We start from the raw sequence: 20,783 nt of genomic DNA on the forward strand, positions 1-20,783 counted from the left end.
CACCGTGCGGCAGATATCGCAATGCTCTTAGTAATTAACTTGGATAGCCTAAGCAGGATTTAATCCACAGTGATAACCTAAGAAGATAATAATGATGTCTCTCAAAAAACTACCACTTGCTATCGCCTTATCGTCGCTACTGGCCCTCAGTGGCTGTGGCTCGGACTCTGACTCATCGACAGCGGATCCCATCAACGGTGAGATCCCAGAAGTAGGAACACCGCAAACCGGTACCGGTGTATTTGATAACGTCTGGGGACCTGACATCAAATGGCAACTAGAAGGCCCAATCACCGTATACTTTGACAAAATGAGCCGCGCTGACTGGGTGGCGCAAACCGAAGAACGTTTTTCCGATCTTGAGCATGGCTTTACCTTTGATGCGGAAGACGTTCGCCGCGTAGTTCCTAAACCATTGCGCGACGACCTGTTTCATGACGGCCAGATCACCTTTGCTGAAGTGCTAGTTTACCTTTCCGAAACCCGAGACGATTTTCACCTTGAGTATGAATGGGGCGAAGACATTGGTGCATTCCGCTACACCGTATGGCGCAATGAAGACGGCAGCCCTATTGAGTATGACGCTGACGGCCAACCTATTGGTGAAGGTGACCCTAACTGGTACGCTAACTGGATATCTGATACCGGCGATTTCAAACGCGAGTTTAACTACAACAACTGGGGCGAAAGCGTGACCCATCGTTTGGAGCTAACCGTATTACAGTCTAACTCTGGCATCTTGTTGCGCTCACTAAGCCCTGCCTACACAGAACGTCGTGAAGAGATGCAAAAAACCCAAACCAAACGTCGTAACGAAGCCGAGGCTACCGTTGGCGAAAACCGTATCATTGTGCCAATGGTAACGGTTAAGCCCGTTGGTGGCGAAGCGATAAGTTTTACCGATGTTGAGGTCCGCTCCCACAACCTTCGCCCTGACATCTATAAAAAGGACGCAATGATCACCTTGGCTGATGTCTTCCTAAGCATGGATGAACAAGGGCTAATTGATGTTGAGTTTTCATACTGGGGCAAGCTATCTACCGACGTCGATATTCAGCACTTTGTTATCAACTCCGTTAATGGTGTTCGTAACCAAGCACGATTAGCCTATGTCATTGATGCATTCGAGCAGCGCAACAAGGCCGACTGGAACTTCAAGTATGGCGTTGGTCGCATCATGGCCAAGGGCTTTGACGGCACCTTCTGTGACGGTATCGGCTTTGATGGTAAGGCTTCCGGCGCACCAATCGATGGCATCATCGATGACGAGTGTGTTAGTCACTACGCTGAGAAAGGCATCGAGATAGATATCTCCGATTGGTACGGCGCCATTAACAAACACACCTTCGCTGATGTCTGGCCAATGCAATACCCAATCGACCATGCAATGCTGGTAAACAAACAACTGGGCTTTGTTCCAGCCGATACCAACCGATTCGAAGGCGATGGCAAGTTTGAAATCGCTGATATCGACGACGCCATCCGCCCGTTGTCTGAAGCGCACTTTGGTTGGGGCATTGCTGATTGTGGTACCTGCCACTCTCTAGCCAGCGTTCACTCCGACGGCGATATCGGCACCCTTGGCGTAAATCCAACACCTGTGTCAGTTATGGACGGCGTTATGCCGTACGAACCGTCAGATGCCGATAACCGTGTAGTTGCACCTTATCAGTGTGCCCAATGCCACGGCAGCAATGGTGCGCCTAAAGGACATGGCGAGATTGGCCAATGCTTCTGGTGTCACGACAACGAGTTCGAATTCAAAAACCACGGCTCAGCTAACCGCTTAATCAATAAGATGTACGAAGGTGGGAATATCACTAATGATGAAGCTATCGCCGCTGGGGCAACCTTCTTTGCAGAAGAGATTATCGACATTCCATCAACCGATCTGGACGCGGTAGAGATGCTTCGTGAGAGCCACTTCCCCGATAAGGAAGTTGGTTACCTAACTAACAATCTAGCGCCAGTTGAAGGCCAAAACTTCGCTTACATGAGCGGTTTGTATAAAGACGATATGAAGGTTCGAAGCAACAGCGACTGGACTATTGACCCAGTGTACCCAGACCCATACTCATGCATGACCTGCCACCCAAACAAATAAAGGTTAACTAGCCAAAATAGGGGCAGCTTAGATCGACTGCCCCTTAGCTTCGCTTACAGCGCGAATGCTCGCTAACAAAAATGGTTTCAAAGGTAATATGAAAAAACAAAGCTGGATTGTATTGATGTCGTCAAATTTTGCGTTTGATAGTGCCATCATCGGTGACAAAGCTCCGACCAATGTGCTCGAACAGTGCCGCTTAGTCGACTACCACACTTCAGACGAATCATTACGAAGCCTCGCCAGCATGCTTGTTATCTGGACCCAGCGGGTCGATCCAAAACAGAAAATCGAAAATGTGTTTCATACACATCAACACTTTCAGCGACAATTTTTGCAGCTCAGTGATGGCAAGGGTCAGCACGGCTTATTGGTCATTCTAACTGAGACAACGAGCCCACAGACAATATTCATGCCGGGTGACAAGCTCAGCCACAAGCTGAATGGTGTTATAACGAAGTCGACCAAGAAAGACCATAAAACCAAGGTGATTGTAAACTTAACGGCACTAGGCTTAAACACCAGTGAAATATCATCGGTTCTCAACCTAACCTGTCGCGGGGTTGAATATCATTTAGATAAGGCTAAGCAAAAGTTAGGCGCAAGCAATAAAGCCAACCTAGTGTTCAAAGCCAATCAGTATGGTTGGATTTAAGTAAAATTCAGCACCTACCCAGAGCACCACAACGTAGCTGCATCAATGTTAACGACAACCGCTCCAACCTATAATAAAAAAGGCCACCGAAAACGGTGGCCTTGACTGTTCTGACTTGTTTGGGCGTCACCATCCATGGCAACTAATGCCGAAGCACTGCTGTAAACGTTACTACAGAAATGTTAATTCATGGTAAGTAATTGTTTTACCGTTGTAGTTTTGCGACCAATGACGCGAAGGCAATTCGCTAGCCACAAAAAACAAATAGCAAAAGGCCTGCTATTGCAGGCCTTTGATTATTGATGTCGTTACGAATAACTAGGCCAACGCCTCTTTTGACAACGCCGTAATCCGTTGCCAATCTCCAGACTCAATGGCATCGTTCGGCGCAATCCAACTGCCGCCGACACACTTAACGTTTTTCAGCGCCAGGTACTCCTGATAGTTGCCAAGGTTAATACCACCAGTTGGGCAGAATGTTATCTGCAACATTGGTCCAGACATCGACGTCAATGCCTTAACCCCACCGTTTGCTTCTGCAGGAAAGAACTTTAGGTGGTCGTAACCATTCTCTAGTGCAACCATCATATCTGATACCGAAGCGACACCTGGAACCAATGGAATACTGCGCTGTTTAGCTGCTTGTAATAACGTTGGTGTTGTTCCTGGGCTGATTGCAAACTGCGCACCGGCTTCAATAGCTGCATCCAACTGCTCTGGGGTTAACACCGTACCGGCGCCAATCAGTGCCTCTGGAACTGCTTTACTGATGGCACGAATCGCTTCAATTGCACAATCGGTACGTAAGGTTACTTCAAGTATTGAAATTCCACCGGCGACTAACGCCTTTGCTAGCGGAACCGCGTCCTCCAACTTATTAATCACCATTACAGGGACTACTTTGCTACGAGAAAAAACCTCTGCAGGCTGACGTTGCCATTGATTACTCATTGTCGTTCCTTATTTCAGCAGCGCCGAAGCACCAATACCCGGGCTAGCTAACATGGTGCGGAATTGCGCGAATAGATCTCGTCCAGTACCGAAGTCATTAGACGACAAGTCTGGCGTTGTTACCTGGCGAGTGGCAAGTACGTCGTCGGTAACCATTAGGGTAATGTCACCACTAACCGCATCGACACGAATGATATCGCCCTGCTCTACCTTAGCCAGTAAGCCGCCATTGAGTGCTTCTGGGCTGACATGGATGGCCGCAGGCACCTTACCGGATGCACCAGACATTCGGCCGTCGGTGACCAAGGCCACCTTAAAGCCTCGGTCTTGCAATACTGCCAATGGTGGCGTTAATTTGTGTAGCTCTGGCATTCCGTTTGCCTGTGGGCCTTGGTAACGTACAACCACAATGCAATCTTTATCAAGTTCACCGGCCTTAAAGGCGCCATCTAGCGCGTACTGATCTTCAAAGATAACCGCTGGTGCCTCAATAACGCGGTGTTGCGGCTCAACTGCAGACACCTTCATTACCGCACTACCTAAATTACCTTGCAGCAATTGCATACCACCAGTTGTTTGGAATGGGTTGTCTATTGGACGTAAGACTTCTTCATCACCGGAAGTTGCTGGGCCTTGCAGCCACTGAAGCTCACCTTCCACCAGCGCAGGGGTTTTACAGTAGAGGTCTAAGCCTTCACCAACGGACGTCATTACATCATCGTGAATTAAACCACCTTGACGTAGCTGTGACATCAAGAACGCCATACCACCAGCTTGGTGGAAGTGGTTGATGTCGGCGTGACCGTTAGGATAGATGCGTGCCAGTAATGGCGTAACTTCAGACAGCTCGGCGAAATCTTGCCAGTCAACGATGATGCCAGCAGCGCGTGCCATTGCGACAAGGTGCATGGTCAGGTTAGTTGAACCACCGGTTGCTAGCAGAGCGACAATGCCGTTTACCACCGACTTTTCGCTATAGATATCAGCCATCCGACCTTTACCCTGTTGCGCCAAACGACATACTTGCTTTGCAGCGGCATCGGTCAAGGCATCACGTAGGGGATCATTTGGTGAAACAAAGGAGGAACCAGGCAGCTGCAGCCCCATCGCTTCAATCACCAACTGATTTGAGTTAGCAGTGCCGTAGAAAGTACAGGTACCAGGGCTGTGGTATGAGGCAGACTCTGCTTCAAGTAACGCCTCTTCGCCCAACTCGCCTTTGGCAAACTGCTGGCGAATCGCCGCTTTTTGTTTATTAGGCAGACCTGAGGACATCGGTCCAGCTGGTACAAATAACGTAGGCAGGTGGCCAAAGCTGAGCGCACCGATGGTTAGCCCTGGTACAATCTTATCGCAGATCCCCAGTAGTAACGTGCCATCAAACATGTTGTGCGACAGGCCAACGGCAGTCGCCATGGCAATGACTTCACGGCTCATCAAGCTCAGCTCCATTCCCGGCTGGCCTTGAGTAACCCCGTCGCACATCGCCGGAACACCGGCAGCTACTTGCGCGACACTGCCGACTTGACGGCAAGAAGCCTTAATGGACTCAGGGTAAGTCGCATAGGGCTGGTGTGCAGATAGCATGTCGTTGTAGGCGGTGATAATGCCGACATTAGATTTATTTAGTTGTTTCAGATCTTGCTTATCACTACCAACGCAACCGGCAAAACCGTGGGCTAAGTTACTGCAAGACAGCTGGCCTCGCAGCGGCCCATCTTGTTCCTGCTGCGCCATACGAGCCAAGTAGTCAGCACGGGTCGCAACACTGCGTTGAATGATTCGATCGGTAATTTTCGCAATCGTAGGGTGCGTCATTATTTTTGACTCCAATAAACGTCGACCGGCGTTTTGTGCTGATTGAGCACCGCTCTTATCGGCATTTGAGTTGTATCGGTGTGAACCAAAGCTTGCTCGAGAACCTGTTGCTTGGATTCTCCAGCAATATGTAGGTAGATCTGACGAGCATTAAGTAAAGCACTCAGGCTCAGCGACAATCGAGCGTGCGGAGCGGTGGTTGGATGAACAGCTACCAGCAATTGCTCAGTTGCCATCGCCAGTGTTAGTTGTTCTGAACAGGGAAATAATGAGGCAGTATGACCATCGTTACCCATTCCCAACACAATCACATCAAATGGCTTAGGGAAATGTGACAGCTTCTCAGCAACCAGTGCGATACCAGCTTCTGGGGTTGAGTCACTGCTGACCAATCCACTAAAGTGCGCTGATGCCGCCTTACCTTGCAACAGGTGTTGGCGAACTAAGCGTTCATTACTTTCTGGATCATCAGCCGGTAACCACCTTTCATCTGCCAAGGTAATAAATACCTGTGCCCACTCAATGCCAATGTTGCTCAAACGACGAAACAACGGCAGTGGGGTACTGCCACCACTAACCACTAACGAGGCTCGGCCACGGGCATCAATAGCCCGTTGCAGATCGGCGGCAATCTTACTCGCCAGCACATCGACTAAATCAGTGCTGTACTCAAAAGGTTTAAATACTGGCATCGCTATTGTGGTCACGATTACTCCTCCCAAGAGCGTCCATCGCGGGTTATTAATGCAACCGAAGCAACCGGTCCCCAAGTACCTGCCGGATAATTTTTAGGCGGTTCGCCGGCGTTACTCCAAGCATTAATGATCGAATCACACCAACGCCACGCATTTTCTACCTCATCACGGCGAACAAACAGCGCCTGATTGCCCATCATGCACTCAAGCAACAGTCGCTCGTAAGCATCAGCGATACGTTCATTCTTGAAGGTATCACTGAATGATAGATCCAACTTAGTTGTTTGGAGGCGGGTAGTCTGATCAAGCCCGGGGATTTTATTCATCATCTGGATCTCAACGCCTTCATGGGGTTGCAGACGAATGGTCAGCTTATTCGGTGGCAGTTGACGGTAATTTTCGCGATAGAGGTTATGTGGCGGGTTCTTAAAGTGAACCACAATCTCGGAATGCTTGGTTGGCATCCGTTTACCAGTCCGAAGGTAGAACGGCACGCCAGCCCAACGCCAATTATCGATATCAACCCGAATGGCTACAAAGGTTTCAGTGCCGGAACCACAATTGGCGTCTTGCTCTTCAAGATAGCCAGGAACCTGACCTCCTCGGAGATAACCGCCGGTGTATTGGCCACGAACCGTAGTATCGTAGACATTTTCCTGGTTAATTGGCCGTAACGACTTTAATACCTTCACTTTCTCGTCACGAATTGAGTCGGCTTTAAGGTCAACCGGCGGATCCATCGCCACTAAAGACAACACTTGCAGCAGATGGTTTTGGACCATATCCCGCATTTGTCCTGCTTCGTCGAAGTAGCCCCAGCGCCCTTCAATACCAACCTCTTCGGCTACGGTAATCTGCACATGATCGATGGTTCGATTATCCCACTTCGATGCAAACAACGAGTTTGCAAAGCGTAGTGCAATCAAGTTTTGTACTGTTTCTTTACCAAGGTAGTGATCAATACGATAGATCTGGTTCTCATTGAAAAACTCAGCTACTTGATTGTTGATCACCTGGCTAGAATTGAAGTCGCTGCCGATAGGTTTCTCTAACACAACGCGAGTATCGTCTTTGATAAGGTTATTGTGTTTAAGGCAACGACAGATGTCACCATAGATAGAAGGAGGAGTTGCGAAGTAGTTAACCATGACGTTATCGGCATTAAGATGGCTCGCCAACTCGGCATAACCTTCCGGATCGATAAAGTCTGTCCCATAATAAAATAGTCGTTCGCTGAACTGGTTCCAACTTTCCTCGACTAATGGTTCCTTTAGGAACGTCTCTAACGCTTCCTTAACGATGACTTGGTATTCATCTTGCTCTAGCTTTTGCCTTGCAATGCCGACAATACGGGTCGACTCATGCAACAGCCCTGCGCGATCCAGTTGATACAATGCCGGAAGCAACTTCCGCCGGGCCAAATCACCACGAGTACCAAATAGTACAAAGTCACAAGGTTTATTAGATAGATCGGAAATAGATGCCACTGCCCTCTCCTTAAACGGAATGTTTCAGCTACCGATGTAATTTAACTACATTTAAATGAAAAAGTGCGTTGGAAGCAAGACCTTATACAACGGATTACTAGCAAACTTTCAGCTTTGTTTGTAAGATAGCCACAACTTAAGCTTAAACAAGCAGTTGGAAATCGTTGTCGGTTATGATTATTGAGTTCAACGCTGACTCGACAATCATCTTCTGGCGAATGATATTGAATGTGAGTCACTACAACTATGAATACAATCGACAAGATTCAAAAGAACCTCGCCAACTTCAGTAAGTCTGAACGAAAAGTGGCAGAAGTAATCCTTGCTGAACCACAAGTCGCTATCCAATCAAGTATCGCTACGTTGGCAAAAATGGCCGACGTTAGTGAGCCTACCGTTAACCGTTTTTGCCGTCGTTTAGACACCAAAGGCTTTCCTGATTTTAAACTGCACTTAGCGCAAAGCTTGGCCAATGGAACTCCTTACGTTTCACGCCATGTAGAATCTACCGATAGCCCAGAATCCTACACTTCCAAAATCTTTGAGTCGTCGATGGCTGCGTTAGACTCAGCTAAGCAATCCATCGACACCCACGTAGTAAATCGTTCGGTTGACCTGCTTACTCAGGCAGGACAAATCTACTTCTTTGGACTTGGCGCTTCATCTGCTGTTGCTCGAGACGCACAAAACAAATTCTTCCGTTTCAATGTCCCGGTTACCTGTTTTGACGACCCGCTAATGATGCGCATGAGTTGCATCAACGCCCGCGAAGCTACCGTAGTTGTGCTGATCTCACATACCGGCCGCACCAAGTCGCTGGTGGAGATTGCTAAACTGGCACGGGAAAACCATATCCAAGTTATCGCACTTACCACTAAGGATAGTCCGCTAGCTCATGAAGCGACGTTAGCAATCACTATGGATGTGCCCGAAGATACTGATCTTTATATGCCAATGGCATCGCGACTGGCACAAATGGTAGCCATTGATGTACTGGCTACCGGCTTTACTCTACGTCGAGGGTTGCGCTTCCGTGACAATCTCAAGCGAGTTAAAGAAGCATTGCGTGAATCACGTTTCGACAAAAATACCTCGTTATAATCACATCTATGACAGCGGCAAGTACGCTTGCCGCCACACTATCAGATTTGCCAACTAAACTAATTAAAATAAGATACCTGCATTGCAGCTAGCGCAGTCTAACGTCACCATTTCGTAAGTTTTTTACATTATTGACTTTTACTTTCAACTTTAGTCCAGTTGAACCGGTATAACGGAGAGCAAGATGCTTAGAAGAACCAAAATCGTCACTACTTTAGGTCCAGCAACCGATCGTGATGGTAATCTCGAAAAGATCATTTTGGCAGGTGCAAACGTCGTTCGGATGAACTTTTCACACGGCAGTCCGGAAGATCACATTAGCCGCGCTAACGACGTGCGCGAACTTGCAAAAAAACACGGCAAACATGTTGCTATCTTAGGGGATCTGCAGGGTCCTAAGATCCGCGTATCGACCTTTAAAGATGGTAAAATTCAACTCGCTATTGGCGATAAGTTTTTGCTCGACTCGGATTTGGGTAAAGGCGTCGGTGATCAACATCAAGTCGGTCTGGACTACAAAGAGTTACCTAAAGATGTTGTACCTGGTGATATCTTGATGCTCGACGATGGCCGAGTTCAGCTGCGAGTAGAACGAGTCGACGGCAACAAGGTCTACACCTCGGTTACGGTTGGTGGCCCTCTGTCTAACAACAAAGGTATCAACAAGCTTGGCGGAGGCCTTTCTGCTCCAGCGCTAACTGAAAAAGACAAAGCCGACATTCTAACCGCCGCTCAGATCCAAGTTGACTATTTAGCTGTATCGTTCCCACGTACCGGAGCCGATCTTGATTATGCTCGTAAGCTGGCTGCTGATGCAGGTTTGTTTGCTGGCATTGTTTCAAAGGTTGAACGTGCTGAAGCGGTTGCTGATGAAGCTGCAATGGACGATGTAATTAAGGCCTCTGACGTGGTAATGGTAGCCCGTGGCGATCTCGGTGTTGAGATTGGTGATCCTGAGTTGGTCGGGGTTCAAAAGAAACTGATCTCCCGCTCTCGTCAATTAAACAAGGTGGTGATTACTGCGACCCAAATGATGGAGTCGATGATCAGCTCGCCAATGCCAACTCGCGCTGAAGTTATGGATGTGGCAAACGCCGTTCTTGATGGCACTGATGCGGTGATGTTATCTGCTGAAACCGCTGCCGGTGACTTCCCTGAAGAAACGGTAATGGCAATGTCTAAGGTTTGTTTGGGCGCCGAGAAACACCCAAGTGTTACCGTTTCGAAACACCGTCTTGATGATTCATTCTCCGGTACCGAAGAAACAGTAGCGATGGCGACAATGTACGCCGCTAACCACCTACCGGGTGTTAAAGCTATCGTCGCATTGACCGAATCTGGTACCACTCCTAAATTGATGAGCCGCATTACCTCGAATCTACCAATCGTTGCGTTAAGCCGCCATCAAGAGTCGCTTAACTGCATGGCACTGGTTCGTGGTGTTAGCCCAGTACACTTTGATTCAACTCAGTACTCTGGCGATGCCGTCGCCAGCGCCGCTTTAGAAGCGGTAAAGGCTACCGGCATTATCGGTAGTGGCGACTTGGTTATCGTGACCATGGGTGACAGCATGGAAACCGTAGGCGGCACCAACACTTGCAAAATTGTTACCGTAGCCTAAGTAAATGAGTTAGTTGTTCCAAATTAACAAAGCCCGCATCTGCGGGCTTTTTTATGCTTTAAGTTAACTGCAGTGGTACAAATAAAGGTAGTTTCACTACTCATGCGAATAAATATATAAAAGGCTGTGTACCAATTAAGTGTTGTTCTTTCTAATAAAGTTAAAGCACTGGCTAGGCGAGTCGCGAGACAAAGAAGAAAGCACTACCGCTATTGATCTTCTGCCGCATTGGAGCAGTCGAGCGAAGGGTTTTGGACAGCGACCTAATGCAAGGGGATTGCAAAGGGGGCGAAGCTCCCCCTTTTGCATACAAGAATGTGCCGTCGTCTCCGCGACATAGCCCCTTAAGAGTACTGCAATCGGTACAGCCGAAGGCTTGATATAAACCTCAACACTTAACTGTGTGACACAGCCATAAAAAAGGGAGAAGCTAACAAGCTTCTCCCTTCAATTCTGTAACCGGTATTAACCGATGTGCGTTAAGCCACCCATGTAGCTTTGTAATGCCTGCGGCACTTCAATACGACCATCTTCAAGCTGGTTGTTTTCCAGCACTGCTACCAAGGTACGACCTACGGCCAAACCAGAGCCGTTTAAGGTGTGTAATAGTTCAGGCTTCTTGCTGCCTTGACGACGGAAACGAGCCATCATACGGCGAGCTTGAAAATCCATCATGTTAGAGCATGAGGAGATCTCGCGGTAGGTGTTTTGGCTAGGTACCCACACTTCCAAATCGTAGGTTTTGGCAGAGCCAAAGCCCATATCGCCAGTACACAGAATCACTTTACGGTAAGGCAGTTCCAATAACTGCAGAACTTTTTCTGCTTGGCCAGTCAGTTGCTCTAGCGCTTCCATTGAATCTTCTGGCTTAACCAGCTGAACCAATTCAACTTTATCAAACTGATGCTGACGGATAAGACCACGGGTATCACGACCAGCACTGCCTGCTTCTGAGCGGAAACACGGGGTGTGAGCAGTCATCTTCACTGGTAACTGCGATTCGTCGAGGATCTCGTTGCGCGCAAAGTTAGTCAGTGGCACTTCAGCGGTTGGGATCAACGACAAACGACGGTCGTTGTCTTCACCCAGCTTTTCGGTGTGGAACAGGTCTTCACCGAATTTAGGCAGCTGGCCAGTACCATACAGGCTATCTGGGTTTACCAAATACGGAACGTACATTTCGGTGTAGCCGTGCTCAGTGGTATGTAAGTCCAGCATAAACGCAGCTAAGGCACGGTGCATGCGAGCAATTTGACCACGCATAACAGTAAAGCGAGCACCGGATAGCTTTGCGCCCATGGCAAAATCTAAGCCATTCAGTGCTTCGCCTAGATCAACGTGATCCTTAACTTCAAAGTCGTATTGCTTTGGGGTGCCCCACTTCAACACTTCGACATTTTCGTCTTCATCTGCGCCAACTGGTACATCTTCCGCTGGCAGGTTTGGAATTGCAGCAGCAACGCTATCAATTTCTGCCATTAACGCGTTCAAATCAGATTTTTTCTGATCCAGCTGTTCGCCCATGTTAGATACTTCTGCCAACAATGGGGCAATGTCTTCCCCACGTGCTTTTGCCTGACCAATCGACTTAGAACGACTGTTTCGATCAGCTTGTAACTGTTCGGTTTCAACCTGTAGCGACTTACGGCGCTCTTCTAATTCATTAAGGCGAGTCACATCAAGGATGAAGCCACGGCTCGCTAATCGCTCAGCGATTTGCGCTACGTCATTACGCAAAAGTTTGCTATCTAACATATTCGAATTTTCTTTTGTATGTGGTTGGTAAGACTTAACTTCAGGTAAATCACTCTACCTAAATAAAAGTCCTCAACAGGAATTCCATATTGTTAAGCGATTTTATCACAGAAAGCATGATGCATACATCACGACGACCGGTGCGTCGCCTCACATATATCCAATCGCCAATGGCATTTGCGCGAGTATAAATATTGAGACAATCACAGCGACTGCAATCGGCTCTGCCCCGCTAATAACAACGATAACAAATGGCGCTATCGCAGTTGAGTGTTGAGGTTTACATTAAGCCTTCGGCTCTACCGATTTCGGTGTTTTTGGGGACGATGTCGCGGTGGCGACGGCACATTCTTGGGCTTTGTCGTAGTTAGCTGTTGAGATTTACCTCAAGCTTTTGGCTGTGGTGTTTGAGAGGCTCGATGTCGCGATGCCGACCGCAGATTCTTGTATGCATTAGCGGGGAGCTTCGCCCCCTTTGCAATCCCCCCTTGCCTTAGGTCGCATTCCAAAACGCTTCGCTGGACTGCTTCAATGCCGCAGAAGAACAACACTTAGTGGGTAAATAGCCTAACAAATGGGCGCCAATAGCTGGGAAAGTTATTGTTGCCATTGCGCTTAACGCCCAGCAACAGAATAACCGCGCGATAAAGTTGAAGCCGCTTACTAGGTATTGGAAGCGATAAAGTGCTGACCCAGTGCAACCATAGCCAGACAGATCGCAACATTGAGGACAATATTTAGCCCTGCTTTAAGCCAATCACCCGCCTGAAACAACAATAGTGACTCGTTGGCGAAGGTTGAAAAGGTGGTTAGTGCGCCGAGCATTCCGACACCAATAAAAGCTTTAACGCTAGGGGGTAAATCGGTACTCATCGACAGCGCGTACAGTGCGCCCATTAGCAACGAACCTAAGCAATTAACAATCAAGGTGCCGTATGGAAAAGTAGTGCCGAACAAGCGTAGCGCCAATAGCGAAGCACCGTAGCGAAGGCTCGCTCCAATGGCGCCACCGCATGCTACCGCAATCAGATTATTCATAGCGTTTTAGCTCGCTGGTTTGATTTAACTGTTGCAGACGCTCCAGCTTATCGCTGATCTTCTTTTCCAAGCCGCGATCGGTTGGTTGGTATAACTTTACTCCAGCTAATGCCTCAGGTAGATATACTTCGCCAGCGGCGTAGGCCCCCTCTTCCAGGTGGGCATAGCGGTAATCCTCACCATGGCCCATTTCTTTGAGAAGCTTAGTTGGTGCATTACGCAGGTGGGTCGGCACCTCCAACTCAGAGGTATCTTTAGCCAGTTGAACGGCGGCACCAAAGGCGGTGTAGACGGCATTACTTTTCGGTGCACAAGCACAATAGATCACCGCTTGTGCGATCGCACGTTCGCCTTCACCGGGGCCAACACGATGGAAGCAATCCCACGCATTAAGGGCAACCTCCATCGCGCGCGGATCTGCATTGCCAATATCCTCCGATGCGATCGCAAGTAACCGGCGAGCAACATATAAAGGATCACCGCCACCGGCAAGTATGCGGGCGTACCAATACAGAGCACCATCAGGGTCACTGCCACGAACCGATTTATGAACCGCCGATATTAGGTCGTAGTAGTGATCGCCTTTGTTATCGAAACGTGCCACGGGCTCGCCGGCTACTTCAGCAAGCTGCGCTACGGTTAAGGTTTTGTCGTCAGTTAGTTCTGCCATCATCTCGAGCAGGTTAAGCGCCCGTCGTGCATCGCCATCAACATGCTTGGCTAATGCCAATGCTACATCATCTCCAACAACCAGCTGTTCCTTGCCTAAGCCGCGTTGTTTATCGTCAAGCGCCTGCTTAATGATCTGGACTATTTCATCAACAGTAAGCTTTTTGATTAGGTGCACCCGCGCCCTCGACAACAGTGCATTATTCACTTCAAACGAAGGATTCTCTGTTGTTGCACCGATAAAAATGACGGTGCCGTCCTCGATATGCGGCAAAAATGCATCCTGTTGCGATTTATTGAACCGATGAACTTCGTCAACAAACAATAATGTGCGCCGCCCATGCATCGACGCCACTTGTTTGGCTTGGTCAATCGCGGCGCGGATCTCTTTTACCCCAGAGGTCACGGCGGAGATCCGTTCAACGTGTGCATTACAGCTGCTGGCAACAATCTCTGCCAATGTAGTTTTACCAGTTCCTGGAGGTCCCCAAAGTAACATCGAGTGCGGTCGCCCCGCCTCGAGTGCTCGGCGCAGCGGCTTTCCCTCTTGCAATAAGTGAGTTTGACCGATGTATTCACCCAGATCTCGGGGACGCATGCGTGCAGCCAATGGCCGAAAATCCGGCGCAAAATCAAAACTCATGCTGCTCATTAGTGGCGCTGGTCATCAATAAATGTGCCATCGGGGGTAACGAAGTCAAAATTAATCACTTCGCTAATCTCACTCGAGAAGTCAGTTAATGTCATCAGGGTACGGTTACCCTGCCCGTCAATTAACTGCATTGTTTCTATCGCATCACCAGCAAAACAAACCTTCATCTCAATGCCAGCTTGAACGGCACTTCTTAGCTCGAAGCAGTCACCATGGGCGGTCACTTGCCACTGTGCCCATAATTCGGGGTCACGGCTGGACAACAACGGCAGCGGTGTTTGCTGCAGAACATCATCAATGGCGCTGATGGTTACTTGTTCAACGAATGGATCGAAATACCACACCGAGTCACCGTCAGAAACTAAGAGCAGTTCGTCAGGATCAAGTTGTTGCCAGTGAAATTTAAGTGGCGCTTTCATCGCTACCGAACCAGTACTTTGCTGCACTAGTTGGTTATCAAAATCGAAGGCTTGTTGGCTAAAACTGGCACTAAACTGAGGAACCTCAGCCAACTTAGCTTGTAGTTGTTCTGCACCAATATCTGCCAATGCTACTGCTGGCAGCATGGCCAACAAGGGTAAATGTTTAATCATTACTTCTTCCTGGAACCAAGACTTCTCGGTTACCGTTATGAGCAGGTTTACTTACGATTCCAGCAACTTCCATCTGTTCAACTAAACGTGCAGCACGATTGTAACCAACCTTTAGTTTGCGCTGCACACTAGAGATTGAAGCACGTCGACTTTCGATGACAAAGCCCACAGCCTCGTCATAAAGCGGATCTTGTTCAGAGTCAGCTTCGGCACTTTCGCCAGGCAACAACACGGTTTCTCCACCACTTTCACCGTTAAGGATCTCATCTACGTAAACCGGCTTTGCGCGCGCACTCCAGTCTGCTACGACCTTATGTACTTCATGGTCATCAACAAAGGCGCCATGAACCCGCGTTGGCACGCTATTACCCGGTGGCAAGTAAAGCATGTCACCCTGCCCCAATAGCTGCTCTGCACCTTGTTGATCAAGAATAGTTCGAGAATCGATACGACTGGATACCTGAAAAGCGATTCGAGTTGGAATGTTGGCTTTAATCAAACCGGTAATTACGTCAACTGATGGACGCTGAGTTGCGAGGATCAAGTGAATACCTGCCGCTCGTGCCTTCTGCGCGATTCGAGCAATGAGCTCCTCAACCTTTTTACCCACGATCATCATCATGTCGGCAAATTCATCTACTACCACCACAATAGCAGGTAACTTTTCTAAATCTGGCGCTTCGGTTTCCATCGACTGTTCCGGTTTCCAAAACGGGTCCTTGATGGGATTACCTGCTGCTTTAGCGCCAAGTACCTTGGCATTGTAACCTTTGAGGTTTCGTACACCTAAAGCTGACATTAACTTGTACCGACGTTCCATTTCACCAACACACCAGCGCAGTGCATTAGAGGCTTCTTTCATATCGGTAACCACTTCACACAACAGATGTGGAATGCCTTCATATACCGACAATTCAAGCATCTTTGGATCGATCATGATCAATCGAACGTCTTCAGGTGTCGACTTGTACAACAAGCTGACAATCATCACGTTAACACCAACTGACTTACCAGAGCCGGTAGTACCGGCCACCAACAAGTGCGGCATCTTAGCCAGATCTACCACCACCGCTTGGCCAGAAATATCCTGACCTAACACCATCGTCAGTGGTGATTGATTATCAACAAAGCGCGGCGAGCCAATTACATCCCATAGGTACACCACTTCTCGATGTTTATTCGGCAACTCTAAACCAATCACCGATTTACCAGGGATCACCTCGACCACGCGTACTGATACTGCCGACAGCGCTCGAGCCAAATCCTTTGCAAGGTTGGTAATCTTGGAAACCTTAACACCAGGAGCGAGATCGAGCTCAAAACGCGTGATCACTGGCCCGGGGTGAACATCAACTACAGTGGCAACAATGTTAAAGTCGAGCAGTTTCGCTTCGACCAAACGGGCGATGCCATCCAACTCCTCTCGACTGATTGGGTTTTCGCTCTTATTTGGTCGGTCCAATAGTTCGAGGGTGGGCATTGGCGTCGTTGGTACTGGTACTACTGGTGTAGCAACTGTTGGCTGCTGTTTAGCGATGGCATCAGCTAAATAGCTCTCAATTTGAGGCTCATTAGTGTGCGCTGTCATAGTTGCATTGGCTTGGATAGCGGGCTCAATTTCGACATCATCGATGTTGATGGTGTTGTTATTGTCGACATCGACATCATCATCAATCGCGCTAAAAGATGGCTCATGTTGTTCAGCTTGCTGTGCCCACGGAGGCACAAACTCAGTTGAGCTTAGTGGTTCCTCAGATAGTTCTGACTTATCTTGGCTATCATCGCTATCAATATCAACGACTGAGGCAGGAGTAGCGTTAACTGGCTGTGGCATCAATGGTTCAGCCTTAGGGGGCAACTTACTCGCCTTGCTTGACTTCGTCGGCGCTTGGAACTCCTCTACCACCTCTAAAAACTCTTGGGTATCTTCACTATCTGCTGCTTCCTGCGCGAAGTGGGTCGGCAAGCGATAAAGCCAAAGTGCGGCGCCAATACATAACGCACCGATCCACTCGGCAACGGTTACCCAAGATAGGCCAGTAACCAAGGTAAAGCCTGAAGCAATAAAGGTCAGTAGGATAAGCGTGGTGCCGATGAAATTGAAGATTGGCAGCATCGCTTCTGCAATGATGTCTCCAACCAAACCACCAGCAGAAAAGTAGTGGATATCATCAGCGTTTAAAGCTGCCAAGGCAGCAACACTACAGGCGATCATAAGAAAGCCAATGATCCGTAAACTGATGGAGAAATAATCGAGACTAACCAAATGACGGGCTTGATGAAACGTAAGCCAACCAATAGCTGCGACCACAAATGGAATAACAAATGCGGTTAAACCGAAGGTGAATAACAATGCATCTGCAACCCAAGCACCAGCAAGCCCCATCGCATTCAACGTCGTGGTACCCCACGCGACCTGGCTCCAACCTGGATCGGTTGGGTAATAAGTCGCCAAGGCAAATAGGACAAAGCAGGAAACAAAGGTAGTAGTGATTAATCCGACGTGGCATAGCCGTTGAATCCAGCTGAGCGGATTGAGTTTAGATTCTGACAAGCTGTATTCCTAGTCCGTTGGGGCTTGGCGAGTATTCAAGCTGCTGTTTTACAAGTAACTGAAACTGATTATTAGCCTACTTTATCAAACCAACTCAGTGCTTGCATTGCCCTATCCTCTTCGCGCTAACTGAACTAACAAAAAAGCGCCCAATTGGGCGCTTTTTGTATAGGTGGCAACAGTGGTTTAGATAGTTGGTGATGCAATCTGAACGCGACTGGTCTGCTTTACCTCTTCCATCACCACGTAAGTCCGAGTGTCTTTGACAGAAGGCAGCTTTAAAAGCGTTTCGGAAAGTAATCGACGGTAAGCGGTCATGTCGCTTACACGCGTTTTTAGCAAATAGTCGAAATCACCAGAGACCAAATGACACTCTTGAACGTCTTCGAGCAACATTACTGCTTGGTTAAATTCATCGAATACATCTGGGTTATCGCGGTTCAGTGAAATTTCCACATAAACCAACAACGAAGCACCGAGATAGTGCGGGTTTACTTGAGCGGTGTAGCCAAGAATAAACCCCTGACGCTCCAATCGTTTAACACGTTCTAAACAAGGTGTGGGACTGAGTCCAACTCGCTTAGAGAGTTCAACGTTAGAGATACGTCCATCCTTTTGCAGTTCATTTAGGATGTTACGGTCTATCCGATCAAGTTCTTTCAACGGCTTTTTCTTGTTATATGCCATATTTACTTCCTTAGGCCTTCAAAAACGCAGTATAAAGTTCCATCTATACGCAAATTTAGTGGGAGAAAAACTCCCATGAGCTGATTATACTGATTTTGCTGCTAACACCAAGTAAAACATCACATAATTTGTGATTCACAGTCACATTCATGTAACTAATGTCTAAAGGAAGGATACAAAATGATTGTCGGTGTTCCAAAAGAGATCAAAAACCACGAATACCGGGTTGGCATGGTACCAGCCAGCGTGCGTGAATTGACCCAGCGAGGCCATCAAGTCATTGTGCAATCTCAAGCCGGTATCGGCATTGGTTTTGCCGATAAAGATTATGTAGATGCAGGTGCTGAGATATACGCAGACGCCGCATCGGTGTTCGCAAAAGCAGAGATGATCGTTAAGGTAAAAGAGCCCCAAGCAGTTGAGCGAGCCATGCTCCGCCAAGGCCAGATCCTATTTACCTACCTCCACCTAGCTCCAGACGCCCCGCAAACCGAAGATTTAGTTGCCAGTGGCGCCATCTGTATTGCCTACGAAACTGTCACCGATAACCACGGTGGTCTACCACTTTTGGCGCCAATGTCTGAAGTTGCAGGTCGCATGTCTATTCAAGCCGGCGCCCAAGCATTAGAAAAATCGAATCAAGGCCGCGGCATGCTACTTGGCGGTGTTCCAGGTGTTGAACCCGCAAAAGTGGTAGTAATTGGTGGTGGCATGGTTGGCCGTAACTCGGCGTTAATGGCCGTTGGAATGGGCGCGGATGTGACCATTCTCGACCGCAACGTTAACGTACTGCGTTCTCTCAACGCCCAGTTTGAGAACCGTGCCAAGGTAATCTATTCCACTGCAGAAGCACTGGAAAAGCACATTATCGAGGCAGACTTAGTGATTGGTGGTGTTCTTATTCCTGGCGCAGCAGCTCCAAAATTGATTACCCGCGATCACATCAGCAAAATGAAAGCTGGCGCGGCAATCGTTGATGTTGCCATCGATCAAGGCGGTTGTGCCGAAACCTCAAAGGCTACTACTCACCAAGATCCGGTATACATCGTCGATGACGTAGTGCACTACTGTGTTGCCAACATGCCTGGGGCAGTGCCTCGCACCTCAACATTCGCACTTAACAACGCCACGTTGCCTTACATCATCTCATTAGCTGAAAAAGGCTATAAACAAGCCTTACTTGACGATCAACATCTAATGAACGGTCTAAACGTTATCGACGGTAAAATCACCTGTATCGAAGTTGCTGAGGCACTGGGTTACCCACACCACGATGCAGCGACTGCAGTAAAAGCCTGATTATGCTCATCGCTTAAATCGATAAAACGGGAGCTCATGCTCCCGTTTCTTTTATCAGGGCTTTTCCTTACAATCCCTGCAGACCTTATTGAACACCATGGAGTTGCCCATGAGCGACGTAAAACACTGCCCACTACTTATTTTAGGCTCCGGCCCTGCGGGATATACCGCTGCCGTTTACGCCGCCCGTGCCAATCTTAAGCCGGTACTGATCACTGGCATGCAACAAGGTGGTCAGTTAACCACCACCACCGAAGTAGAAAATTGGCCTGGCGATGCCGCCGATCTTACTGGCCCAGCTTTGATGGAGCGCATGCAGCAACACGCAGAGCGCTTTGAAACTGAGATTTTATTCGACCACATTAATGAAGTTGACACCTCAACCCGTCCATTTCGTTTGAAGGGCGACAGTGCCGAGTACACCTGTGATGCATTAATCATCTGTACCGGTGCCAGCGCTAAATACCTTGGTCTTGAGTCAGAAGAAGCGTTTAAGGGCCGTGGCGTATCCGCCTGTGCAACCTGTGATGGGTTCTTCTACCGCAACAAGCCAGTAGCGGTTATTGGTGGCGGCAACACTGCTGTTGAAGAGGCTCTGTACTTGTCAAACATCGCGTCTGAGGTCCACTTGGTTCATCGCCGTGATAGTTTTCGTGCAGAAAAAATTCTTATTAAGCGGCTAATGGATAAGGTTGAAAACGGTAACATCGTTCTTCATACCGATCGTACCTTAGATGAAGTGCTAGGTGATCAGATGGGTGTTACCGGTGCACGCATTAAAGACACCAACTCAGGCGGTACGGAAGAGTTAACGGTTGACGGTGTATTCGTCGCCATTGGCCACAGTCCAAATACTGATATCTTTGCTGGCCAACTCGAGATGAAAGATGGCTACTTAAAGGTACAAAGCGGCTCGGAAGGCAACGCAACACAAACCTCGGTTGCTGGTATCTTCGCTGCTGGTGATGTGATGGATCACATCTACCGTCAAGCAATTACTTCAGCCGGAACCGGTTGTATGGCCGCATTGGATGCTGAAAAATACCTCGATGCGCTAGCACAACAGTGATCTAACTCGCATTTCTATTCTTGGGGGCTTCGGCC

Annotated in this window: 16 protein-coding genes; 6 read left to right on the forward strand and 10 right to left on the reverse strand. The window is 48.4% G+C overall.

Annotated features, from left to right (window positions below; translation table 11 throughout):
* The first annotated feature begins 91 nt into the window (after positions 1–91).
* Positions 92–2,104, forward strand: a complete 2,013-nt coding sequence (locus HER31_RS07015) for a hypothetical protein (RefSeq protein WP_168659902.1) — start codon at positions 92–94, stop codon at positions 2,102–2,104.
* A 124-nt stretch (positions 2,105–2,228) separates the two neighbouring features.
* Positions 2,229–2,759 (forward strand): helix-turn-helix transcriptional regulator, encoded by a 531-nt coding sequence (locus HER31_RS07020; protein WP_168659903.1) that lies wholly within the window; start codon positions 2,229–2,231, stop codon positions 2,757–2,759.
* A 318-nt stretch (positions 2,760–3,077) separates the two neighbouring features.
* Here the strand turns inward: HER31_RS07020 and HER31_RS07025 are convergent, their stop codons facing one another.
* Genes HER31_RS07025 through zwf form a run of 4 tightly spaced genes read right to left on the reverse strand, consistent with a single transcriptional unit; the run spans position 3,078 to position 7,701 of the window.
* Entirely contained in the window at positions 3,078–3,710 is a 633-nt protein-coding gene (locus HER31_RS07025; protein ID WP_168659904.1) for a bifunctional 4-hydroxy-2-oxoglutarate aldolase/2-dehydro-3-deoxy-phosphogluconate aldolase, read from the reverse strand.
* Between the two features lie 9 nt (positions 3,711–3,719).
* Positions 3,720–5,528, reverse strand: coding sequence for a phosphogluconate dehydratase (edd, locus tag HER31_RS07030; protein WP_168659905.1), 1,809 nt, complete (start codon positions 5,526–5,528; stop codon positions 3,720–3,722).
* Complete coding sequence (pgl, locus tag HER31_RS07035; protein ID WP_168663201.1) at positions 5,528–6,220, reverse strand: 6-phosphogluconolactonase; 693 nt, start codon at positions 6,218–6,220, stop codon at positions 5,528–5,530. The genes edd and pgl overlap by 1 nt, the downstream gene beginning before the upstream one ends.
* 17 nt (positions 6,221–6,237) lie before the next feature.
* The gene (gene zwf / locus HER31_RS07040; RefSeq protein WP_168663204.1) at positions 6,238–7,701 is read right to left on the reverse strand and encodes a glucose-6-phosphate dehydrogenase; all 1,464 of its coding nucleotides are present in this window, start codon (positions 7,699–7,701) and stop codon (positions 6,238–6,240) included.
* Positions 7,702–7,956: 255 nt separating this feature from the next.
* On the opposite strand from zwf, the gene HER31_RS07045 reads away from it, so the two are divergent.
* Positions 7,957–8,811, forward strand: coding sequence for a MurR/RpiR family transcriptional regulator (locus tag HER31_RS07045; RefSeq protein WP_168659906.1), 855 nt, complete (start codon positions 7,957–7,959; stop codon positions 8,809–8,811).
* A gap of 184 nt (positions 8,812–8,995) precedes the next feature.
* Positions 8,996–10,432 (forward strand): pyruvate kinase, encoded by a 1,437-nt coding sequence (gene pyk / locus HER31_RS07050; RefSeq protein ID WP_168659907.1) that lies wholly within the window; start codon positions 8,996–8,998, stop codon positions 10,430–10,432.
* A gap of 465 nt (positions 10,433–10,897) precedes the next feature.
* Here the strand turns inward: pyk and serS are convergent, their stop codons facing one another.
* The 6 genes from serS to lrp all read right to left on the reverse strand — a co-directional run bounded on the left by serS (position 10,898) and on the right by lrp (position 18,380).
* Positions 10,898–12,187 carry a serine--tRNA ligase gene (gene serS / locus HER31_RS07055; protein WP_168659908.1) on the reverse strand — a complete coding sequence of 430 codons (1,290 nt, stop codon included), beginning with the start codon at positions 12,185–12,187 and terminating at the stop codon, positions 10,898–10,900.
* A 663-nt stretch (positions 12,188–12,850) separates the two neighbouring features.
* On the reverse strand, positions 12,851–13,225 hold the full coding sequence (gene crcB, locus HER31_RS07060; protein WP_168659909.1) for a fluoride efflux transporter CrcB: 375 nt from the start codon (positions 13,223–13,225) through the stop codon (positions 12,851–12,853).
* Positions 13,218–14,546, reverse strand: coding sequence for a replication-associated recombination protein A (locus HER31_RS07065; protein WP_168659910.1), 1,329 nt, complete (start codon positions 14,544–14,546; stop codon positions 13,218–13,220). Before HER31_RS07065 ends, crcB begins: the two co-directional genes overlap by 8 nt.
* A complete protein-coding gene (gene lolA, locus HER31_RS07070; protein ID WP_168659911.1) occupies positions 14,546–15,139 on the reverse strand; it encodes an outer membrane lipoprotein periplasmic chaperone LolA in 594 nt (197 codons plus the stop codon). The genes HER31_RS07065 and lolA overlap by 1 nt, the downstream gene beginning before the upstream one ends.
* Positions 15,132–17,693 (reverse strand): DNA translocase FtsK, encoded by a 2,562-nt coding sequence (locus tag HER31_RS07075; RefSeq protein ID WP_168659912.1) that lies wholly within the window; start codon positions 17,691–17,693, stop codon positions 15,132–15,134. The genes lolA and HER31_RS07075 overlap by 8 nt, the downstream gene beginning before the upstream one ends.
* A gap of 186 nt (positions 17,694–17,879) precedes the next feature.
* A complete protein-coding gene (gene lrp, locus HER31_RS07080) occupies positions 17,880–18,380 on the reverse strand; it encodes a leucine-responsive transcriptional regulator Lrp (protein WP_168659913.1) in 501 nt (166 codons plus the stop codon).
* A gap of 180 nt (positions 18,381–18,560) precedes the next feature.
* Between lrp and ald the strand changes: the two genes are divergently transcribed.
* Together ald and trxB are read left to right on the forward strand one after the other, a co-directional pair.
* Positions 18,561–19,679, forward strand: a complete 1,119-nt coding sequence (ald, locus tag HER31_RS07085) for an alanine dehydrogenase (protein ID WP_168659914.1) — start codon at positions 18,561–18,563, stop codon at positions 19,677–19,679.
* Positions 19,680–19,788: 109 nt separating this feature from the next.
* Positions 19,789–20,748 carry a thioredoxin-disulfide reductase gene (gene trxB, locus HER31_RS07090; RefSeq protein WP_168659915.1) on the forward strand — a complete coding sequence of 320 codons (960 nt, stop codon included), beginning with the start codon at positions 19,789–19,791 and terminating at the stop codon, positions 20,746–20,748.
* Positions 20,749–20,783: the final 35 nt, after the last annotated feature.

It is taken from the genome of Ferrimonas lipolytica (assembly GCF_012295575.1).
GTDB lineage: Bacteria > Pseudomonadota > Gammaproteobacteria > Enterobacterales > Shewanellaceae > Ferrimonas > Ferrimonas lipolytica.

Excerpts from the sequence above, each read along its gene's own strand:
- pyk (WP_168659907.1), top strand. The coding sequence starts at position 8,996 with ATGCTTAGAAGAACCAAAATCGTCACTACTTTAGGTCCAGCAACCGAT.
- ald (WP_168659914.1), top strand. The coding sequence starts at position 18,561 with ATGATTGTCGGTGTTCCAAAAGAGATCAAAAACCACGAATACCGGGTT.
- HER31_RS07065 (WP_168659910.1), bottom strand. The coding sequence starts at position 14,546 with ATGAGCAGCATGAGTTTTGATTTTGCGCCGGATTTTCGGCCATTGGCT.
- trxB (WP_168659915.1), top strand. The coding sequence starts at position 19,789 with ATGAGCGACGTAAAACACTGCCCACTACTTATTTTAGGCTCCGGCCCT.
- HER31_RS07045 (WP_168659906.1), top strand. The coding sequence starts at position 7,957 with ATGAATACAATCGACAAGATTCAAAAGAACCTCGCCAACTTCAGTAAG.
- edd (WP_168659905.1), bottom strand. The coding sequence starts at position 5,528 with ATGACGCACCCTACGATTGCGAAAATTACCGATCGAATCATTCAACGC.
- HER31_RS07020 (WP_168659903.1), top strand. The coding sequence starts at position 2,229 with ATGTCGTCAAATTTTGCGTTTGATAGTGCCATCATCGGTGACAAAGCT.
- HER31_RS07025 (WP_168659904.1), bottom strand. The coding sequence starts at position 3,710 with ATGAGTAATCAATGGCAACGTCAGCCTGCAGAGGTTTTTTCTCGTAGC.
- lrp (WP_168659913.1), bottom strand. The coding sequence starts at position 18,380 with ATGGCATATAACAAGAAAAAGCCGTTGAAAGAACTTGATCGGATAGAC.
- HER31_RS07015 (WP_168659902.1), top strand. The coding sequence starts at position 92 with ATGATGTCTCTCAAAAAACTACCACTTGCTATCGCCTTATCGTCGCTA.
- serS (WP_168659908.1), bottom strand. The coding sequence starts at position 12,187 with ATGTTAGATAGCAAACTTTTGCGTAATGACGTAGCGCAAATCGCTGAG.
- crcB (WP_168659909.1), bottom strand. The coding sequence starts at position 13,225 with ATGAATAATCTGATTGCGGTAGCATGCGGTGGCGCCATTGGAGCGAGC.
- lolA (WP_168659911.1), bottom strand. The coding sequence starts at position 15,139 with ATGATTAAACATTTACCCTTGTTGGCCATGCTGCCAGCAGTAGCATTG.
- pgl (WP_168663201.1), bottom strand. The coding sequence starts at position 6,220 with ATGCCAGTATTTAAACCTTTTGAGTACAGCACTGATTTAGTCGATGTG.